18 protein-coding genes are annotated in these 19,035 nt (G+C 43.1%); 10 read left to right on the top strand and 8 right to left on the bottom strand.

What is annotated here, in order from left to right; translation table 11 throughout:
* Nucleotides 1-54 precede the first annotated feature (54 nt).
* Both NO992_RS22520 and NO992_RS22515 read left to right on the top strand, forming a co-directional pair.
* The gene (locus tag NO992_RS22520) at nucleotides 55-1,254 is read left to right on the top strand and encodes an RsmB/NOP family class I SAM-dependent RNA methyltransferase (protein WP_371380600.1); all 1,200 of its coding nucleotides are present in this window, start codon (nucleotides 55-57) and stop codon (nucleotides 1,252-1,254) included.
* Between the two features lie 8 nt (nucleotides 1,255-1,262).
* A complete protein-coding gene (locus NO992_RS22515) occupies nucleotides 1,263-1,514 on the top strand; it encodes a DUF2999 family protein (RefSeq protein ID WP_010369956.1) in 252 nt (83 codons plus the stop codon).
* Between the two features lie 41 nt (nucleotides 1,515-1,555).
* On the opposite strand, the gene NO992_RS22510 is transcribed toward NO992_RS22515, so the two are convergent.
* Nucleotides 1,556-2,545, bottom strand: coding sequence for a WD40 repeat domain-containing protein (locus NO992_RS22510; RefSeq protein ID WP_371380598.1), 990 nt, complete (start codon nucleotides 2,543-2,545; stop codon nucleotides 1,556-1,558).
* Nucleotides 2,546-2,685: 140 nt separating this feature from the next.
* On the opposite strand from NO992_RS22510, the gene NO992_RS22505 reads away from it, so the two are divergent.
* Nucleotides 2,686-3,570 carry a DMT family transporter gene (locus NO992_RS22505; RefSeq protein WP_371380596.1) on the top strand — a complete coding sequence of 295 codons (885 nt, stop codon included), beginning with the start codon at nucleotides 2,686-2,688 and terminating at the stop codon, nucleotides 3,568-3,570.
* A 172-nt stretch (nucleotides 3,571-3,742) separates the two neighbouring features.
* Here NO992_RS22505 and NO992_RS22500 read toward each other — a convergent pair whose 3' ends face one another.
* Both NO992_RS22500 and udk read right to left on the bottom strand, forming a co-directional pair.
* Complete coding sequence (locus NO992_RS22500) at nucleotides 3,743-4,966, bottom strand: NupC/NupG family nucleoside CNT transporter (protein WP_010369948.1); 1,224 nt, start codon at nucleotides 4,964-4,966, stop codon at nucleotides 3,743-3,745.
* A 12-nt stretch (nucleotides 4,967-4,978) separates the two neighbouring features.
* Complete coding sequence (gene udk, locus NO992_RS22495) at nucleotides 4,979-5,608, bottom strand: uridine kinase (protein ID WP_010603723.1); 630 nt, start codon at nucleotides 5,606-5,608, stop codon at nucleotides 4,979-4,981.
* 308 nt (nucleotides 5,609-5,916) lie between these two features.
* Between udk and NO992_RS22490 the strand changes: the two genes are divergently transcribed.
* From NO992_RS22490 to NO992_RS22470, 5 genes are all read left to right on the top strand, one after another.
* A complete protein-coding gene (locus NO992_RS22490) occupies nucleotides 5,917-7,128 on the top strand; it encodes a phosphopentomutase (RefSeq protein ID WP_010369944.1) in 1,212 nt (403 codons plus the stop codon).
* Between the two features lie 14 nt (nucleotides 7,129-7,142).
* Entirely contained in the window at nucleotides 7,143-7,844 is a 702-nt protein-coding gene (gene deoD, locus NO992_RS22485; protein WP_010369942.1) for a purine-nucleoside phosphorylase, read from the top strand.
* 195 nt (nucleotides 7,845-8,039) lie between these two features.
* On the top strand, nucleotides 8,040-9,005 hold the full coding sequence (locus NO992_RS22480) for a hypothetical protein (RefSeq protein ID WP_371380592.1): 966 nt from the start codon (nucleotides 8,040-8,042) through the stop codon (nucleotides 9,003-9,005).
* 69 nt (nucleotides 9,006-9,074) lie between these two features.
* Complete coding sequence (locus NO992_RS22475) at nucleotides 9,075-9,815, top strand: ferredoxin--NADP reductase (protein WP_371380590.1); 741 nt, start codon at nucleotides 9,075-9,077, stop codon at nucleotides 9,813-9,815.
* A 4-nt stretch (nucleotides 9,816-9,819) separates the two neighbouring features.
* A complete protein-coding gene (locus NO992_RS22470) occupies nucleotides 9,820-10,722 on the top strand; it encodes a hypothetical protein (protein ID WP_371380588.1) in 903 nt (300 codons plus the stop codon).
* Here NO992_RS22470 and NO992_RS22465 read toward each other — a convergent pair.
* Nucleotides 10,700-11,527 (bottom strand): tetratricopeptide repeat protein, encoded by an 828-nt coding sequence (locus tag NO992_RS22465; protein WP_021032582.1) that lies wholly within the window; start codon nucleotides 11,525-11,527, stop codon nucleotides 10,700-10,702. The two genes, NO992_RS22470 and NO992_RS22465, sit on opposite strands and share 23 nt — an antisense overlap.
* 140 nt (nucleotides 11,528-11,667) lie before the next feature.
* On the opposite strand from NO992_RS22465, the gene NO992_RS22460 reads away from it, so the two are divergent.
* Complete coding sequence (locus tag NO992_RS22460) at nucleotides 11,668-12,393, top strand: substrate-binding periplasmic protein (RefSeq protein ID WP_371380586.1); 726 nt, start codon at nucleotides 11,668-11,670, stop codon at nucleotides 12,391-12,393.
* A 51-nt stretch (nucleotides 12,394-12,444) separates the two neighbouring features.
* Here the strand turns inward: NO992_RS22460 and NO992_RS22455 are convergent, their stop codons facing one another.
* The 4 genes from NO992_RS22455 to NO992_RS22440 form a co-directional block, all read right to left on the bottom strand.
* A complete protein-coding gene (locus tag NO992_RS22455; protein WP_039496524.1) occupies nucleotides 12,445-13,029 on the bottom strand; it encodes a hypothetical protein in 585 nt (194 codons plus the stop codon).
* A 237-nt stretch (nucleotides 13,030-13,266) separates the two neighbouring features.
* A complete protein-coding gene (locus NO992_RS22450; RefSeq protein WP_253107163.1) occupies nucleotides 13,267-14,172 on the bottom strand; it encodes a histone deacetylase in 906 nt (301 codons plus the stop codon).
* A 39-nt stretch (nucleotides 14,173-14,211) separates the two neighbouring features.
* Entirely contained in the window at nucleotides 14,212-14,838 is a 627-nt protein-coding gene (locus NO992_RS22445; protein ID WP_130165838.1) for a response regulator transcription factor, read from the bottom strand.
* Nucleotides 14,831-15,943 carry a sensor histidine kinase gene (locus NO992_RS22440; protein WP_371380583.1) on the bottom strand — a complete coding sequence of 371 codons (1,113 nt, stop codon included), beginning with the start codon at nucleotides 15,941-15,943 and terminating at the stop codon, nucleotides 14,831-14,833. The genes NO992_RS22445 and NO992_RS22440 overlap by 8 nt, the downstream gene beginning before the upstream one ends.
* Nucleotides 15,944-16,172: 229 nt before the next feature.
* Between NO992_RS22440 and NO992_RS22435 the strand changes: the two genes are divergently transcribed.
* On the top strand, nucleotides 16,173-18,938 hold the full coding sequence (locus tag NO992_RS22435) for a methyl-accepting chemotaxis protein (RefSeq protein WP_371380581.1): 2,766 nt from the start codon (nucleotides 16,173-16,175) through the stop codon (nucleotides 18,936-18,938).
* Nucleotides 18,939-19,035: the final 97 nt, after the last annotated feature.

The following is a 19,035-nucleotide window of genomic DNA, read 5'->3' as shown; positions in this document are numbered from 1 at the left end:
AGCCCCTTGGTATGCGCGCTAAAATAGTGTTTTAGCAATAATCGAGACCATATCGTGTCTGTAACTCGTTCGTTAGTCCAAACTCTGTCTGAGTGCATTGAACATGTGCTAGATACTTCTCTTCATGCCGATAAAGCATTAACTCAATTACTACAGAACAACCCTCAGTGGAACCTTGATGAAAGGCAGTATGTGGTGAGCAATTATTACCATATCTTCCGCTTTAAACGTTTACTGGCTTACCTACTTGAGCATGAAGAAATGCCGCTAGATGGCTTTGGCTACTGGTTAACTTGCCAAGTTGTTACAGCGCAGCCGCTTCCAGAGTGGGTGGATACCGAGCGTTATAATCTGGAAAAGCTGCAAAGCTTAATTGAGCAGGCGCCTCAAGCTGTTCGCTTATCTTTACCAGATTGGTTAAACGAGGTTGCGAATGAGCAACTGGGTGAGCAGTGGCCTGCGGTTGCATCCGCGCTAAATCAAAGTGCTCAACAATATTTGCGAGTCAATAGCCTAAAAAGCGATATTGCGACAGTAACAGAGTCTTTAGCAAAAGAAGGGATCAAGGTTTCACAGATTGCGCTTGATTCTCATGTCGCGCTAAAAGTAGAGTCCAATAGCCATCTGTTTCGCTCTCAAGCGTTTCAGGCGGGTTGGTTTGAAATGCAAGATGCCGGTTCTCAGCAAATAGTGCCTTTTTTAGAAATACAGCCTGGCCATAAAGTGGTTGATGCCTGTGCAGGCGCTGGTGGCAAGAGCTTACATATAGCGGCGCTAATAGAGAATAAAGGTCGCTTGTTGTCTATGGACATCCATGAACATAAGCTTGAAACGCTGAAACAACGAGCGAAACGTGCTGGTGTGCATGTAGCTGAAACGCGTGTTATTCAAAACAATAAAACCATTAAGCGCCAAAAAGAGAAGTTTGATCGCGTGCTATTGGATGTGCCTTGCTCTGGTCTTGGTGTATTAAAGCGGAATCCAGATGCAAAGTGGCACTTGAATTCGCAAAATTTAGACACACTTATTGCTTTGCAAACCGATGTTCTGGCGCGTTACAGTCAAATGTGTAAGGTGGGCGGCAAACTGGTGTATGCAACTTGCTCCATTCTTCCTTCTGAAAATGAGCAGCAGGTTGAACGCTTTTTGGCAAATAACCCCAATTGGCAGTTAGAAGACTCACTACGTTTACTGCCAGGAGTAAATTCAGAATTTGACGGTTTTTACGCCGCACGATTAGTAAAAAATAGTTAGGAAACAAGATGAACCCAATCATTGCATTACTTAAAGAGCACAATATTTCGGATGAACAGATCCAAGCGGTATTTACCCAGCTGACTGAAAATCCAATGATGGCGATGGCGACTATTCAGCAACTAGGAATTCCACCCGAAAAGCTTCAACAGTTGATGGGCTTGGTAATGCAAAATCCTGCATTAATCAAAGAAGCAGTTAACGAATTAGGTCTTGATTTTGAAAAGGTTGAGGCTGCAAAAGCACAGCTAAAACAGTAGTATTAATGGCTAGGCAAGAGTAACTTTGTCTAGCCAAATATTTAATAATCAAACAATATAGGTGTTAAGGCCCACTTTTCCAATACCCCATCTGAACTTATCGTCGTAAGCACATTACTATCGGAGATGTGTACATCATAAACGGTGCTGCCCAGATTCAGTTGTGCTATTGGCCAACTGACAATTTCTTTTCCCGACGTTAATTCCCATAGCGAAATATATCCCTTGGAAGAGGTGGTTAGCAGAAACTTGTCGTTAGCGACGAACTGTGCACTTCGAAAAAACTTGAAGCGCTGAGGATATGATAGAGATAACACTGCTTGACCTGTGCGCGTATCAATGAATTTCTGGTCTTGCAGGGCGTCAGATACGAACAGCCAATGTTCATTTTGTGATAATGCTAAACTGGTAATACGATGAGGCAGCTCATAATCTACAGTGACTTCTTTACTAGTTAACTCAAACTTTTTAGCGTGACCATCTAAAGAGGCCGAGTAGAGCGAGGTTAAACTCCGGTTAAAAATCAAATGTGTAATGCTACTTTCATGAAGGTTTATTCTGGTGATGATTTGCTCATCTAAACTCAAAAGTAGTATGCTGCCGTCATTGTAGCCAAGGGCGATAAACTGCTCGTCACTGGACCACAGAGCCTTGGTAACGCGAATGAACGAGTCAAGTTCAGGTAATAGATAACTGACAACTTCGTTTGAGTGCAATTGCCAGATGTTGAGTTGGGTGTCCGAAATACTCAGAATACTGCGCTTGCTCGGCGCTATTAAAGCGTCATGAAATGTAAGTTGGTATTTACTTCCTTCAATTTCTTTAATCAGCTGTTGGCTTTGGTTATCCCATACTTGTAGTAAATGATCGTCAATGAGTAGTAAGGTTAGCGCCGCGTCACTAGAAAGTTGGGCGAGACTAACCGGCAACTGAGTCAATTGTATTTGCTCTGTTGGCTCTAGAGTTTGCCTTTTGCTACATCCTGTGAGGATAAGCAAAGCGACTATCATTGTGTAAAAAGCGAGTCTCATTCCATACCTTAAGTTTTAGCCTTTCCCTCTTTCTCAAAGAAAGTTAAACACTTCCTAATGACAGTACCAAAAATGGCTTGTGCTGTATTTATATATCGGCGTAAGGTAAAGCTTCATTAATATTAACCTTGGAGTATGTAGTGAAAGGGTTTCTTGGTTTAGTGTTACTTGCCGCAATTTGGGGTGGCTCATTTTTATTTATGAAGGTGGCTGCCGGTGTCCTTGGTCCTGCTGTACTCATTGAATTTAGAGTCTTATTTGGTGCGCTAACGCTCGCCGCGGTTGCTTTAGTATTAAAGCGCAATTTACATTTTTGGCAGTACAAAAAGCACTTTTTAATCCTCGGACTGTTTAACTCAGCGTTACCTTTTATGTTATTTGCTTATGCAGTGCAAACGCTTGATGCTTCTATGCTCTCAATTTTAAATTCAACCGCGCCATTTTGGGGTGTGTTAATCAGTGTGTTTTGGCTAAAAGTGCCGACTCAAAAGTCGGTGTGGCTAGGTTGTGGATTTGGGATTGCAGGTGTTATCACGCTAGTTGGGTTGGATAGCACCGTATTGAACGAAGGTGCATGGTTACCTATTATTGCAACGCTGTGTGCGACTCTGAGCTATGCAGTGGCCTCTCATTACACCAAAACGGCACCAAAAATGAGCGCATTTAATCATGCCCATGGTAACTTATGGGGCTCTGCCCTATTGGTATTGCCTTTTATTTGGTTTATGCCAATGAGAGAAACGCCTGACTCTACAGTGATAAGTGCAGTAGTTGGACTTGGCATATTATGCACGGGCGTTGCCTATATTCTCTATTTTAAACTAGTCGAGGATCTTGGCGCTGCGTCTGCTTTATCCGTTACCTTTTTAATTCCAGTGTTTGGGATTTTATGGGGGCATCTCTTTTTGCAAGAGCAAATCGGTGCTAACACAATCCTTGGCAGTATTTTAGTCTTGCTTGGAGTCAGCCTAGTAACTGGGTTACAAGAAAAGATATTTCCACCAAAAGCGATGAAGGAGCTGTAGGTGAGAAGTGACGGCCCCTCAAACACGGTGCTGTCAAAAAAGCGTTTCTCAGAAACGATAAAAGGGCCTAAAAGGCCCTTTGGTGAAGTATCGTTCAAGTTAGTGTGGTCACTTTAACCCCTTAAAGCAACCAACCAATTGTTTTGCAACTGCGGCTTATCTCAATAAGTTTCTAAGCTAGCGAGAGGAAGAAACCTGCAATTGCTGCACTCATGAGGTTAGCCATAGACCCTGCTAACACTGCTCTGAGCCCTAGGCGAGCGATATCCTTTCTACGACTTGGGGCCATACCACCAAGTCCGCCTAGTAAGATGGCAATCGACGATAAGTTAGCAAATCCACATAAAGCAAATGTGACAATCGCCTGAGTGTGTGTGCTCAACGTATCGCGATAATTCATATAATCTAGGTAGGCAACAAACTCGTTAACCACCAATTTTTGGCCGATAAAACTACCTGCCGTCACGGCTTCCGACCAAGGTACCCCAAGTAGCCAAGCAACAGGGGCAAAGACGTAGCCTAAAATTTCTTGTAGCGTCAGTGTTGGGTAATCAAAAATTCCACCAATACTGCCTAGTAAACCGTTTAGTAGCGCAATAAGTGCCACAAACGCAAGTAGCATCGCACCTACGTTCAGTGCTAAGTGCATACCGCTTGAAGCACCAGATGCTGCCGCATCAATTACGTTTACTGGTTTATCATCACCACTATCTACATCAGATAGGTTTTCGTGTGGCTTCTCGGTTTCTGGCACAATCATTTTTGCCATTAAGAAACCACCAGGAGCTGCCATAAAGCTCGCGGCAATGAGATATTTAAGCTCAACACCAATCGCCACATAGCCCGCCATAACAGAGCCTGCTACCGTCGCCAAACCGCCCACCATAACTGCAAACAACTCTGATTGCGTCATTTTTGGAATAAACGGTTTTACGATCAAAGGGGCTTCCGTTTGGCCGACAAAAATATTTGCCGTAGCTGAAAGCGACTCTGGCCGTGACGTTTGCAGCAGCTTTTGCAAGCCACCACCTAAAATTTTAATGATCCAGTTCATGATACCAAGGTGATACAACACAGCAACGAGTGCTGAGAAGAACACGATCACTGGTAATACCTGAATCGCAAAGATAAACCCTAGCGAGTCTTGTTTGGCTAATGGCCCGAACAAGAAACCGATACCGTCATTAGCATAGCTAATCACTTTGGCAACCGCGCTAGACATTGAAGCTAATACATTTTTGCCCGCTTCAATAAAGAGTACAAAGCCACCAATAAGGACTTGCAATAAAAATGCAACGCCTACGGTACGCTTATTAATAGCACTGCGATTTGTTGAACACGCAAATGCTACGCCTAGGAGCATCATCATGCCCACTAAGCTCATAATTGTTGTCATGCCAATTTCCCGTTATTCTTGTAGCAAATATTTTATTTTACTTTTAATAATATCAATCGCAACGCGATTCATACCGCCACGGGTCACAACCAAGTCGGCATTATGCTTGGATGGCTCGATAAACTGATAAAACATCGGTCTTACCGTCGCCTGATATTGTTCTACCACAGATGACAGACTTCTTCCTCTGTGCTCTATATCTCTTTGCATGCGACGCAGCAAACAAATATCCAAAGGTGTATCAATGAACACCTTGATATCAAACTCTTCACTTAATGCAGGATCGCTCAGTAGTAATATACCCTCAACGATTAGTATCTTAGCAGGGTTTACTATTCGGGTTTTATCACTACGTGTATGCTGTCCGTAATCGTAGGTAGGAACCTCTACGGATTCACCTAGGCGAAGCTTAGTTAAATGCTCGCGTAACAACTCGTGTTCAAACGCATCAGGATGATCATAATTCGTTTGAGTACGATGCTCTATAGGTAAATGCGATTGATCTTTATAATAGGCGTCCTCTTCGATTACCGCGATAGTGCCTGAGGCAAGCTCATTCACTAATTCGTTGTAGATCGTTTGACTAAAAAGAGACTTACCAGACGCAGATGCGCCAGCTATGGCTATAATAGTTCGTGTCACTAAAGTTCACACCCAGCAGTTGTTTATGTTGGAAGATCACAATAGCAAAAAAGACACGATTAATCTCTTTTGCCTCGCTTAATGAGCAAATTTAACGGGTTTGGCGGACTCAAAACAGGACTTATGTCCGCTTAAGGGCGACAGAGCTAAATTAGCAAGATCGCAGCTTTTCGTGAATTTTGTGACTATTTTATGACAGCGGACTTATGTCCTGTACGATTTTTTTAACCAAACATAAAGTAACCAACGCTTAAGGTAACCATGTATTTAAGAATAAATAACAGCCTGAGCAGTATAGAGAGGTATCTATGGCAAGAGCAATCATTTTAATGGCGGATAGCCTAGGCATTGGCGCAGCACCGGACGCAGAAAAGTTTGGTGACGTAGGCGCTAATACTCTCGCTCATTTATTGCAGGCGTATAAAGAAGAAAAAGGACAAGCGTTAGACTTACCTAATCTTTCTAAACTAGGCCTCATTGCAGCGTGTGAAGCTGCAGGTAAAGAAACTTGCGCTGTGGCGCAAACCATAGAACCAAGTGCTGCTTGGGGATATGCAAAAGAATTATCGAGTGGTAAAGACACACCGTCTGGCCACTGGGAAATGGCAGGGGTGCCAGTATTGTTTGAGTGGGGTTACTTCCCAAATACTAACCCATGTTTCCCACAAGAATTTATAGATGAATTGTGCAAACGTGCAGACATCCCTGGCATTTTGGGTAACTGTTACGCATCGGGCACAACGATTTTAGAACAGCTGGGTGAAGAACACGTGCAAAGCGGTAAGCCGATTTGTTACACCTCAGTTGATAGCGTCTTTCAAATAGCCGCTCATGAACAATCGTTCGGACTTGACAAGCTTTATCAAGTATGTGAAATCGCACGGGCACTGCTTGATGAAATGAATATAGGACGAGTGATTGCGCGGCCATTTATAGGCACTTCAAGTGCCGACTTTATTCGTACAGGTAATCGCCGAGACTATTCGGTATTACCACCTTCGCCGACTGTGCTAGATAAGCTAGCCAATGACGGTGGCGAAGTAATTAGTATTGGTAAAATTGCAGATATTTATGCGCATCAAGGGATCACGCAAAAGCACAAAGCGCCTGGTCTTTTGAATCTGCTAGCAAAGACAAGCGAAGTGATGGAGACAGCGCCAGACCACAGCCTTATCTTCACCAACTTAGTCGACTTCGACGAAAAGTTTGGTCACCGCAGAAATGCAGTGGGATATGCAGAAGCACTTGCTGAATTTGACGCATTTTTACCGGAAATTATTGCCAAACTAAAAGCTGGCGATTTGCTTTTAGTGACTGCCGACCACGGTTGTGACCCAACCGCAGAAGGTACAGATCATACGCGAGAGTACGTGCCCGTATTGGCATATACACCGGGTATGAACAATACTCCGTTAGGAGAGAGACAAAGTTTTGCTGACATAGGTCAAACGCTTGCCCAGTGGTTTGATTTAGATGCAACGCAGTACGGTGAAGGCTTTAAGGCCGAGATAAAAGCCTAACTAAAGGAAACAATATGAGCACTCCACACATTAGCGCAAAGCCAGGTGATTTTGCAGAAACGGTATTAATGCCGGGCGATCCACTAAGAGCAAAATACATTGCTGAAAACTTTTTGGAAGATGCTCGTCAGGTAACTGACGTTCGCAACATGTTTGGTTTTACTGGTACTTACAATGGTAAGCCAGTGAGCATCATGGGTTCAGGCATGGGTATTCCATCTATGTCAATCTACGCTCGTGAGCTTATTGTTAGCTTTGGTGTTAAGAACCTGATCCGCATCGGTACATGTGGTGGTATTAGTCAAGACATCAAGATCCGCGATGTGATCTTTGCGCAAGGCGCGAGCACAGACTCAAATGTGAATCGTGCTCGTGTACGTGGCTATGACTTCGCTGCAATTGCTGATTTTGGTTTGTTAGAAAATGGCGTAAACGCTGCTCGCCGTTTAGGTATTGAAGCAAAAGTTGGTAATGTTTTCACTACAGATACTTTCTATCAAGCCGATGGTGAATTTTATAAAGAATTAGACAAGCTAGGCGTCATGGCTGTTGATATGGAAACAGCTGGTTTATATGGCGTAGCGGCTGAATATGGCGCCAAAGCGATGGCACTATTCACAGTAAGTGACCATGTTATTACTGGTGAAGCAACGCCGCCAGAAGAGCGTCAAAGCACGTTCAATGAAATGGTTAAAATAGCGCTAGAGTCAATTTAATACAATTTAAAAAAGTTCCTTGGTAACGTAATCGCAGAGTTTTGGAGACACGCCTAAAACAACGCGAATCACACCCAAAAAAGCCGCTTGAAGCGGCTTTTTTTTTGATCTGGCCCCGTCTTAAATAACCTTGACTAGTTTAAACTGCATAAAGGTGGTAGAGTTTTTCTAATAGTAAAGTGCTGGTGTTGGGTGATGACGATTCTTGTTATAGGCTTTTTAGCGTTGATGGCGAATGCTGAAGTTGACTTAGATGAATTCGAGTTGTTGGTCAAAAATTCGCCTGGTGAAGCGCTTAAGGTATACCAAAACGCGATTGCTCAGGAAGATCTTCCGGTTCAAGATTTATATCAACTTCATTATCAAGCAATTAGAGCAAGTGCCAGCACATTCAATAACGCCATTTTTATTAAGGCACTAGATACGCTTAAAGCACCACCCTTCAAGATTTTTGCGGACCAAGATAAGGCGAAAATTCTGACTAATATAGGTGTAGGCTATCGTCGTCGTAATCAAAATGAGCAAGCGATTTGGCATTATCGATGTGCTATGAATGCTTCAGTCAGCTCCCAGCACAAGTCTGCATTAAAAGTGAATATAGCAATTGCCTATACTCGGATTGGTCAGCCAGCTGTCGGATATAACCTTTTAAAAAGTGTGGATCAAGAACGGTTGCCAAATTTTATGCAAGCAGGGCTGTTAACTGCACTTGGTAATGCAACCTTTGCAAAAGGAGAGGTTGATGAAGCACTTAGCTATTTTATTAACGCGGCGACCCATTACGCAAAAGATGACAACTATAGAGCCGTGAAACAAGTGTCAATCAATAGTCTTGGGATATACGTACTCAACTCTGACTTCTCCAGCTATCACAAAGCGCTTGCTAATATTGCTGAGGAACCTGCCCTAATAGAAGATAATCAGCATTACCTTGGTTGGTTGCGGGAGCTGGTACAACAGCTAGAGCAAAACAAACAAGTCGTAACCGTGTCGACAACAATGAAAGCCTACTCGCTTGGCGCTGCAAATGCAGGATATGCGTCCATGGTGAATGCGCACATCGATAAGTTTAATCTGTCGCTGCCGAAAGTCACTTCACAGATCATCCTCAGGGATCCGCTTCCTGTTGAATTAGGAAAAACCTGGTGCCCGAAACTTTGACAAAGCCAATTTTTTTGCCATGGTTATGTTATCGTTAAATAAATACGGCTAGTGAGTTTTGGAGAAATAATGTCGCAATGGGTAAAAGGAGAAATCGTCGAAATCACACATTGGACGCCCACATTATTCAGTATCAGATTTAAAGTGGATATCGCACCGTTTAAGGCTGGTCAATATACTAAATTGAGTTTGCAACAAGGGGAAAAGCGCATCGCGCGAGCATATTCTTTTGTAAACGCGCCGTCAGAACCAATTCATGAAGTCTTGTTAGTTGAAGTGCCCGATGGCAACCTTTCAGTGCCTTTACATCAGCTACAAGTCGGTGATGAGCTCAATGTAGCTTACCAAGCAAACGGTTTTTTTATACTAGATGAACTACCACCTTGCGATACGCTTTGGATGATAAGTACAGGTACGGCGGTTGGCCCATTTTTGTCTATGCTCAGAGAAGGTGACGTGTGGCAGAGGGTTAAACAGGTGATCCTTATTCATGGTGTGCGCCTAAATGCAGATTTGTGTTACCGTGAAGAGCTTGAGCAGTTGCAACAACAAAGAGAGGGCTTTACTTATGTGCCACTTGTTACACGGGAACAGCCTGAAAACGGTTGCCAAGGCCGTGTCACTGAACTGATCGAAAACAAGCAATTATTAACCTACCTAGGCTATAAGCAGTTTCCGGATAATAGTCATTTTATGCTTTGTGGTAACCCCGAAATGGTGAAAGAGCTAAGTGCTCAGTTGCAGAGTATGGGGTACGAACGCCATAGGCGAGCCAAGCCCGGGCATATCACCGTTGAGCAATATTGGTGATCCTATGCAGGCTCGTGTTATGTATCTCTTATGCTTATTATTGCTGGTAACCGCGAATACTGTTTCTGCAGAGCCAAAGGTCATTAGGGTCGTGGACGCAGCAGAAGAAAATGGCACGCCGCAGAATCAATATTTTTTGTCAGTCTTGCGCTTAGCTTTAGATAAGTCACGAGAGCAATATGGCGAGTACTGGATAGAGCCGATTGATTTACCAATCAACCAGTCACGACAGTTTAAGGAATTGCTAAAGCACAATGTCGATGTATTCTGGACGGTCTCAACAGCCGCTAGAGACACTCAGGCAAAGCCGGTGGCCATTCCTATCGCGTTTGGCAGTTTTGGTATAAGGGCACTGGCAATGAACGTGGCCGACAGCGGCAAGCTGAATGTGCATTTATCATTAGCTGAGCTACAACAGTTCAACGTTGTCTTGGGGCAGGATTGGCCTGACGTTCAGATTTTTGAAAAAGCGGGTTTTAAGGTAGAAAAATATGTTGATGGGTTGGCTGTTTACAGAGTGCTTGCAAATAGTGCCGGTAAGATTTTTCCAAGAGGTGTCATTGAAGTCGTACCTGAGCTCAGGGCGTTCGATAGCAAGCAAGTGACTTATGGTGAGAAGAACCTGTTACTCTACCCTTCAATGGTTTACTTCTATGTCCGCAAAGAGGATATTAAACTGCATAAACGCCTTGAGTATGGCTTAACACAAGCATTTGAAGACGGCTCTTTGGCTGCGCTTTTCTATGACAGTAATATGATGGTTGAGCTGAAAAAACACTTTAATTTGCAAGGGGCTGCAATCCATCAAATTGAAAATCCGTTAATTATCTCTAAGAAGCAGCTCGATGTGATTACGCAATTACAAATCGAGCTGCTAAAACAACTTAACTATTCACCAGCTCGTTAAAGCTCTGGTTATCTGCAAGGCTTGCAAACGCTGGCTCGTGTTGTAACTCGTTCTTTAAGTTAGGCGCATATTCCAAAGCCATACGGATGTCGGCCATCGCATCTGCATGCTTATATAGCATGGAGTAAGCACACGCGCGCTGCCAATAGGCATAGCCATAGTCACTGTCGATTTCTAATGCTTGATTACACAAAGCAATTGCAGTGTTGGTTTGACCAAGCTCTAATAACGCATCGGCTTTGTAGGCAATCGCCTCGACATCTTCCGGTTTGCGATTTAGGATCTCATCGTAAATTTCAATTTTAGAATTCATGTCACTCTCAAGATTTGCCCGCATCCACAGAGAGTGTACTTCATTCGTTATAGAGATTTTCTTCTGGTTATTGAGGATTTCTTCAGAACGTTCGCGTAATTTCTCTTCAATAACCTGAAGGCGCTTTTCATATTCGTCGGTGATCGTGCCAACGCGCAGACTAACGATATCTTCAACTTTACTCTTAATATCTCTAAAAGAAGTCCAACCAACGACAACTAAGATAGACGCAGCTGCTGTGATCAAAAAGAGCACATTATTGATGGTATCTGTGGTGTAGGTAATTGCGCGATCTGCTGTATCTAGCTGAGAGTGGCTGATTTTCTTCTCTATATCAGCTCTTAAGCGCATTTGGTCTTCTCTGACAGCTCTTAATTCATCAAGAATATAACGTTCAATTAAGGGCCTATACATGGGCTCTTGTAATTGCGACAAGGCCTGTTGTTGTTGGTTTTCTGTCGGCTTTTTTGACGTTGCTTGTTCATTCGCCATGCTAGTAAAACTACAAGCGACGAGAAGGATAAATAGTACTATGCTTTTCATATTGATGTTCTTGAAACTTTATATTTTTAATATGGTGCATGAGTTAAGGTGGAATTGCAAAAAGCGGGGAAGAAATATTGGCTTATGTAATGAAATTAGCGATTTATAGCCTGATTATACTCTCTTTAACGAGTTTGAGTGCCTCTGCAAAAGAGCTACTGGTGGTAACTGAAGAATGGAAGCCGTACAACTTCACCAATGACAAAGGTGAGGTTGTTGGGAGAGCAACAAAAAAGGTAAGGGAAGTGCTTGCTGCTGCTGAGATTGACTACGAGATAAAAGTTTACCCTTGGGTACGGGCAATGAAAATTGCCAAAGAGCGCCCAAATACAATGATTTACTCTATTTATCGTACCGCAGAGCGTGAAGCTGACTACGAATGGGCATGTCCTTTGATCCGCCCTGTGGGCGTGTATTTCTTCAAACTTAAAACGCGCAAAGATATTCAAGTTGCTTCATTGGAAGATGCCAAGCAATACACTTCTGCAGTAGTAAAAGGCAATATTTATTATGATTTTTTGATTCAACACGGGTTTACTCAAGGAGATCATTTGGTTGTTGCCGCCGATTCCAAAAGCTTTTACAAACTCTTTTTCAAAGGGCGGATAGACCTTGTAATGTCAACGGAATACATCATGAGTGAGGAGCTTAAAGCTGCTGGACTTAACGATGAAGAAGTTACACCGCTTTTAGAAGTCACTAAGGCAAGTCAGCAGCGTGGATGTATGGCATTTAGCAAGGATACACAACCTATGTTAATAGAGAGAATTAGGCGTGCGCTGGCGAAGCACAATCAAGAATTTGTTGGACCATAATAGGCAATCCTTAGGGAAAGATTGCCCAGAGTGTCAGGGCACTAATCAATATTAGTAGCTAAGCTCAATTTGACCAACTGCCACGCTGCCTTTATCCCACGTTGTTCTGCACTTGAGGTCCAAAACAGCGCCACTTTCGTAGTTATTATCTAAAGTGGTGGTATGGCTAACAAATTGCTCTTCTGCTACGTTTGGATCAGATATATCAGTCCAATAGAAACCTTTACCTGTCTCTCTAAACTTGAACCATTTATCTATACCGCCGTCGCTCACTTTACGAATCTTTGAAACCAAACAAAAGGCATTAGTACCAGTTAGTCCTTTAGTTGTTCCATGAACGGTTAGCGTAAATTGGCCAATATTGGCATTTAGCGGCACGCTACAGTTGAAGTAACGCTCTGTTCTTAAGTAGGCAGGATTGAAAATAAAGTAGCCATTTTCCGTGGCGCCCGCTTGTTCGCTGTGTTTTTGTGTTAACGCCTCTAAGTTACCAACCGCATTCGCATGTTTAGTGAAAGCAGCAGCTTCCAGTTTACTGTCTAAAGCACAGTTATTTGCACCTGAGTACAACTCCACAGTAGCGTAAGCTGAGTTCGCAGCGAATAATGAAGCGATAATCGCAAGTTTGGTTTTCATACTAATTCCTTGTTTTAGTTAGCGAAGTGGGTACATTAGCAGGGTGAGCTATTCGTGTAAATTAAATGTTCTTTAAATATTGATGAATGTGTTTTTTTAGGAAAGTAAGAAGAAAAGCGCACCACACGGTGCGCCTAATCAGTGCCATGGTGAAGGGGAAATTAACTAAAGGTGTTACACCAATCAAACCCTTCATAATGATAAACGAATGAGCAAAATAAAAAGATCATCATTTTTTTAAAGTTTTGCAGCTTGTTGCACTACAATCGCGTGGCGCTTTGCTAATCTTTGGTGATCTTTATCGTATCCGCCACCAATTACGGTCGCGACAGGGACACCATGCTTTTGGCATAAGGTCAGCACCAGTGCATCTCGTTTCGCAATGCCAAGCCATGAGATATCCAATTTACCTAAGTTATCACCTTGCCAAACATCGACACCAGCGTCGTACAGCACAATATCTGGATTTAGATCAACCAATAATGACTCAAGCGTATGTGCGACAATTTCTAGGTAGTGTGTGTCACTGATCCCTACTTCTAAGCCAATATCTAAATCGCTAGCATGTTTACGAAACGGAAAGTTTTTCTCGCAGTGGATCGAGCAGGTATAAACATACGGGTTGTGCTTTAGCATAGCGGCAGTGCCGTCGCCTTGATGAACATCCAAGTCAAAAATGAGGGCATTGGTGATTTGATTATTTTCGAGCAGATGTGTGGCCGTAAAGGCGAGATCGTTTACCATGCAAAAACCAGAGCCAAAATCATAGTGTGCGTGGTGCGTGCCTCCGGCTAAATGGCATGCAATACCATGTTTAAGCGCAAGCTCTGCAGTTTTTAGCGTTCCAAGAGGTGCAGTAAAAGTACGTGCCATAAGCTGCTCCGACCAAGGCAGACCGATACGGCGCATCATTTTAGCGTTGAGTTGATCACGCCATAAGTCCCAAATATATTGCTCGCAGTGCACGCTTTCAAGTGGCGATGGGTCGCCGGCTTCAGGGCTATAAACATTGTTGTGAATGAGCCCTAATGCGTCTACTTCATGGTAAAGACGCGCAAATTTACTCATCACGAAGCGGTGCTTTGGATCAAAATTGAATGAGTAATTAGCGTGATAAACTAGTGGTAAATTTGGGTTGTTCAAAAACGGCTCCGCAAATGGCGATATGGCAGTGTAGCAATATCAATCCCCGAAGCCGAGCGCTTTAGCTTTTAGTGTTGCTTGTGTTCTGTCTCGTACTTGTAGTTTTGCGAGCAAACAAGAAACCGAGTTACGGATGGTACCTTCCGCTTTATATAAAGTATTGGCGATTTCCTTATTGGAATATCCTTTCGCGATTAGTTTTAAAATATCCTTTTCTCGTGTGGTGAGCTTATCTAAAGTGGGGTCAGGTTTTAGTAAGGTCTCAGCAAGCTCGTCTTGGATGATGAGCTCACCTTGATGGACTTGTCGAACGGCATCAATTAGCTCTTCTAAGTCCACGTCCTTAAGAAGACAGCCTTTAGCACCAAGCTCTAGGGCTAACTTTAGCTTTGCAGTATCATTGAAGGTAGTGAGGATAATGACTTTAAACTTGATTGCCAAAGGCAAAAGCTCGGTGAGCACATCGACACCATCTAGCTCAGGCATTCGCATATCTAAAAGTACAATGTCAGCTGTAATTTGGTTTAATTGAACCTGTTGGATGAACTCACTGCCGCTGCCACAACTTCCAGAACAAATAATGTCACCACTTAGCGAAAGCAGTGCTTGCATACCTTGGCGCACAAGCGCCTGATCATCGACTAGGTAAACTGATATTTTAGCCATTTGTCGTCCCAAAATGGATAGTTAATGTTACGCCTTGATGAGTTGACACATCAAGACTGCCGCCGAGTTCTTGGATCCGTTCCTGCATACCAGCCAGACCATTTCCAAATCGAATACTATTTAAGGTAATGCCGTTGTCGCTTATTTGTACTTTTAGTCCTTGTTGACAATACACTCGTACTTGCATTTTATCCGCCTTGGCGTGCTTCAAGGTATTGGTGATGGCTTCTTGGCAGCATTTTAGGATGCAATTGGCATAACTTAGTTTCTCAAGTAACGGATGATGTTCATAGTCGAGTTCAATGTTAAGACGAGGGATAGATTCAGTGAGCCTCAGCAATGCATCATGGAGATCGATATGCTCGTTGCTACGCTTGTCGCTGACTAAATCGCGAATACATTTTAGGGTGTCTTTAGCTTGCAAATAACAGCTATCTAATAGTTCGGCTAATGGTGCAGCCGCAGTTCGTCTTGCGACATCTAAATTTACAATCAGGCTGGTTATTTGATGTCCAACATCGTCATGTAATTCTCGTGCTAACTGAAGTCGCTCTTGTTTAGCAATACTTTGGCTTAGCAGAGACTGCGTTGCAGATAGCTCACTGTGGGCGAGTTGTAGCGCTTCTTTGGCTTCTTGTTCTTTTTGCATTCTTTTACAGACCACGTACGCAAATAACTGAAAACAAGCAAATAACACCGCGTTGAGATATTCAAAACCATGTCCCCAAAAAAAGTATTGCGACGCAACATACAAGCAAGAGGTAACTAGGATGTACCCAAGCGCAAAGCTTAAAGGAACATAAAAAGCAAGGATCCCAACGAGTTTTACGTTGTAAATGAGATGAATTGCAGCGGGGGAGGTAAGGTTAATTGACTGGATCAAAAGCGCCAATACAAACAGCATTGAATACCTAACCTTGTAGCCATAGTATTTTTCGGATTCATTGATACATAAAAGTACGAGGATCAAAACACCAATATGCTGTACCCAAGGCAGCCATTGTGCTTTTTGCTGAGCATAAATTAAACTTGGTATTGCAACGGCTAACCAAGTGAAAATAGTTGTTACCAACCAAGCCGTCGGATAGCGAAAAAACGCCGACATCTACTTACTCCGCTAAAAACCTGCTCCGCAGGTATTATTCCTTTATTCTCTTGCGAACCTATCCTAGCAGATATTTGTGACTCTGTGATGATGACGAATGTCATAAGTTTTACATTGTAAATCAAAGTGCAATAACGGCTTTTCACCCATGATAGTGCATTGATTTGTGGCACCACTATTCCTGTTCTATCTTTATGTAACAATCTTTTCATAATTAGGGATACTCAGAATGAAAAGTGTTAAAGCAAAACTTATTTCTGCGGTAACAGCGGGTTTAGTGGTAATGCTCATCGGTGCGATGATTACTGTTTTGGTGATGAAACGCGTCGCGGAACAGTATGACAGCATGATAGACAATGAATTGGCTGCTCGCGAGCAAATAAACATAGTGCTCGATGATTTCAAAACCCAAGTACAAGAGTGGAAAAATGTACTCATTAGAGGAAGAGAGCCTGCTCAGCTAAATAAATATTGGTCGAGATTTGAAACCAAAGAAGCTGAGGTACAAAAGCAACTCAGTTCAATTGTTTCAGCCTATGCGTTACCAACTACCCTAGAAAATAAGTTACGTGAATATCAAAAGGAACACCTCATCTTAGGACAAAAATATCGTGAAGCGGTGGAGCTATTCAAAAGCTCAGGCTTTGATATTGACCTTGCTGATGCTTCAGTGAGTGGAATAGACCGCCAAGCAAGTGTATATCTACTTGAAATTAATGAGCAAATTAACGCGTTAGTAGACACGAGAACGAGTGAAATTGTCGCGACAAAAAACCAACTTATCTTTTTCAGTACCCTAGGACTCTTTATTGTTGCGCTTGTGACTTTAGGATTACTGACTTGGTATATGCAGCATTTAATCACTCGTCCAATCCGCCGTGCATCTGATGTGGCAAAGGCAATTGCGAGTGGTCGATTAGACAACAAAGTCGTTGTACACAGTGACGATGAAATAGGTAACTTACTGACAAATTTACGACAAATGCAAACTAGCTTACTTGATGCGACTCAAAAGTTAGAGCTACAAGCAAAAGAAAACTTACGGATCCGTTATGCGCTAAATAACGTGGCCGCGCCCGTGCTGTTATGTGATGACAGTAATCAAGTGATCTACGTAAATGCACAATGTGATTCTTTATTTGATCGTTACCGCACTGCGTTAAGTGTGCCGACTGAAGTCATTAATCATCCAATTCCCGAAGCTTTACTTCACAGCTCTAAAGCACTGAATCAGGCTGCGGGTCAATTAGTACGTCAGTTAGAGTGGGAGTGGTGCGTAGGTGACATAATCATTGCAATAACCGCCAACCCAGTTTCCGATCAAAATGATAGGGTGTTAGGTACGGTATTTGAATTTAAGGATTTAAGCCAGACAAGACGTGCAGAGCGACAGGTTGAACAGCTCATTAAGTCAGCTTCCGATGGCAAACTAAGTGAACGTATAAACCTTGAGGGATACGTTGGCTCTATGAAATTAATAGCCAGCGGACTTAACAAACTACTTGATGCTGTTGAGCAACCTATTAGCCAAACAAAACAATATCTTACTTCGCTTTCAAAAGGAGAAATTCCCGAGCAGATTAACGGTGAGTTTAAGGGCGAATTTGCGCAAATTCATATGGCCTTAAAGCGCGCCACCTCATCACTATCGTTACTTATTGAAGATACTTACAGCTTAGTTGCCGCCGCAGGAGAAGGGGAGCTCTCTACTCGCGCAGATGAAGCCAAGCATCAGGGGGAATTTCGGAAAATCATTCGTGGTGTTAATGAAACGCTTGATGCGGTCTCTAAACCCGTAGCCCTTACTAGTGGATATCTAGAAAGTATCGCAAAAGGAGAATTACCCGCCTTAACGAATGATGGTTATAAAGGAGAGTTTGATAGCATCTATCGAAGCCTCTTTGCTTGTGTCGGTGCGATTAAATTGATGCTAACCGATGCCGAAAAGCTTGCTGAAGCGGCCAGCGAAGGAGACTTGCATCATAGAGCTGACGCTAGCAAACATCATGGCGCATACGCCAGCATAATCACAGCCATGAATGAAACGCTGGACTCAATTGAAGCTCCTCTTAAGGAGTGCATGAATGTGATGGATGGGCTGTCTCAGGGGAATTTAACGCGCCAAGTTGAAAAAAGTTATGCGGGCGATTTTGCGCTGTTGAAACAATCGGTGAATACCAGTGTTGGCAACTTAGCTAATATGATGCAAAAGCTATTAGCCATGGCTGAATCTATCACAGTTTCGGTACAGCAGATCACCACAGGCATCGAAGAGTTAAGTGAACGCTCCTCTTCTCAAGCCGCATCTATTGAAGAAACGCGGGTATCAGTTGGTGAAATCACCGAAACCGTGCACTCAAACGCCAGTAATGCGCAATCGGCTAATCAATTGGCAATTGAAGTGAACCAGCAAGCACAGCAAGGTGGAAAGGTAGTTGAGTCAACGATTGAGGCAATGACCGAAATTAGTAAGAGTGCTAAAGAAATACTTACCGTCATTGAGGTTATTGATTCTATTGCGTTTCAAACTAACTTATTAGCGCTGAACGCCTCTGTTGAAGCTGCAAGAGCCGGAGAAAAAGGAAAAGGTTTTGCGGTCGTTGCCTCAGAAGTGAGAAATTTAGCGCTGCGCAGTGCAAGCGCCTCAAAAGACATTTCTGAGCTGCTGGGGAGCAGTAACATTAAAGTGAAGCAAGGGTCTAAGCTGGCCTCAGAATCCGGCGAGACGCTAAAAACCATCGTGGAAAGTGTGTATGGACTTGCATCGCAAGTGCAAACTATCGCAGAGGCCTGCAACACACAATCAAGTGGTATTGAGCAAATTAATCTAGCGATTAAGCAAATTGATGGTATCACGCAGCAAAACAATACTTTGGTAGAGATGACGAATGCATCGGGGCTGTCATTGTTGAGTAAAGCCAATGAATTGCGAGAGATGGTTGAGCAGTTTGATATCGGCAAGACTAAAGCGGAGTTGATGAAAGTGGTGAGCTAAAGATCAGCAAAATCTAGGGTCTGTTGATCTTTCAAGTTTGTTTTTGCAGCAGTTTGATTGGTATTTATACAAGGCAGAGCCAGCGTAGCATAGTCAT

This window comes from Pseudoalteromonas sp. DY56-GL79 (assembly GCF_041414765.1).
GTDB classification, from domain to species: domain Bacteria; phylum Pseudomonadota; class Gammaproteobacteria; order Enterobacterales; family Alteromonadaceae; genus Pseudoalteromonas; species Pseudoalteromonas piscicida.
Note: the sequence above shows the minus strand (reverse complement) of the source record. Positions and strands in the feature narration are given on the sequence as shown.

Bases quoted from the DNA above. Each gene is read 5' to 3' on its own strand.
- NO992_RS22515 (WP_010369956.1), top strand. From the start codon at position 1,263: ATGAACCCAATCATTGCATTACTTAAAGAGCACAATATTTCGGATGAA.
- NO992_RS22500 (WP_010369948.1), bottom strand. From the start codon at position 4,966: ATGACAACAATTATGAGCTTAGTGGGCATGATGATGCTCCTAGGCGTA.
- NO992_RS22510 (WP_371380598.1), bottom strand. From the start codon at position 2,545: ATGAGACTCGCTTTTTACACAATGATAGTCGCTTTGCTTATCCTCACA.
- NO992_RS22445 (WP_130165838.1), bottom strand. From the start codon at position 14,838: ATGGCTAAAATATCAGTTTACCTAGTCGATGATCAGGCGCTTGTGCGC.
- NO992_RS22490 (WP_010369944.1), top strand. From the start codon at position 5,917: ATGGCAAGAGCAATCATTTTAATGGCGGATAGCCTAGGCATTGGCGCA.
- NO992_RS22440 (WP_371380583.1), bottom strand. From the start codon at position 15,943: ATGTCGGCGTTTTTTCGCTATCCGACGGCTTGGTTGGTAACAACTATT.
- NO992_RS22435 (WP_371380581.1), top strand. From the start codon at position 16,173: ATGAAAAGTGTTAAAGCAAAACTTATTTCTGCGGTAACAGCGGGTTTA.
- NO992_RS22465 (WP_021032582.1), bottom strand. From the start codon at position 11,527: ATGGCGAATGAACAAGCAACGTCAAAAAAGCCGACAGAAAACCAACAA.
- NO992_RS22475 (WP_371380590.1), top strand. From the start codon at position 9,075: ATGTCGCAATGGGTAAAAGGAGAAATCGTCGAAATCACACATTGGACG.
- NO992_RS22470 (WP_371380588.1), top strand. From the start codon at position 9,820: ATGCAGGCTCGTGTTATGTATCTCTTATGCTTATTATTGCTGGTAACC.
- deoD (WP_010369942.1), top strand. From the start codon at position 7,143: ATGAGCACTCCACACATTAGCGCAAAGCCAGGTGATTTTGCAGAAACG.
- NO992_RS22455 (WP_039496524.1), bottom strand. From the start codon at position 13,029: ATGAAAACCAAACTTGCGATTATCGCTTCATTATTCGCTGCGAACTCA.
- NO992_RS22480 (WP_371380592.1), top strand. From the start codon at position 8,040: ATGACGATTCTTGTTATAGGCTTTTTAGCGTTGATGGCGAATGCTGAA.
- NO992_RS22460 (WP_371380586.1), top strand. From the start codon at position 11,668: ATGAAATTAGCGATTTATAGCCTGATTATACTCTCTTTAACGAGTTTG.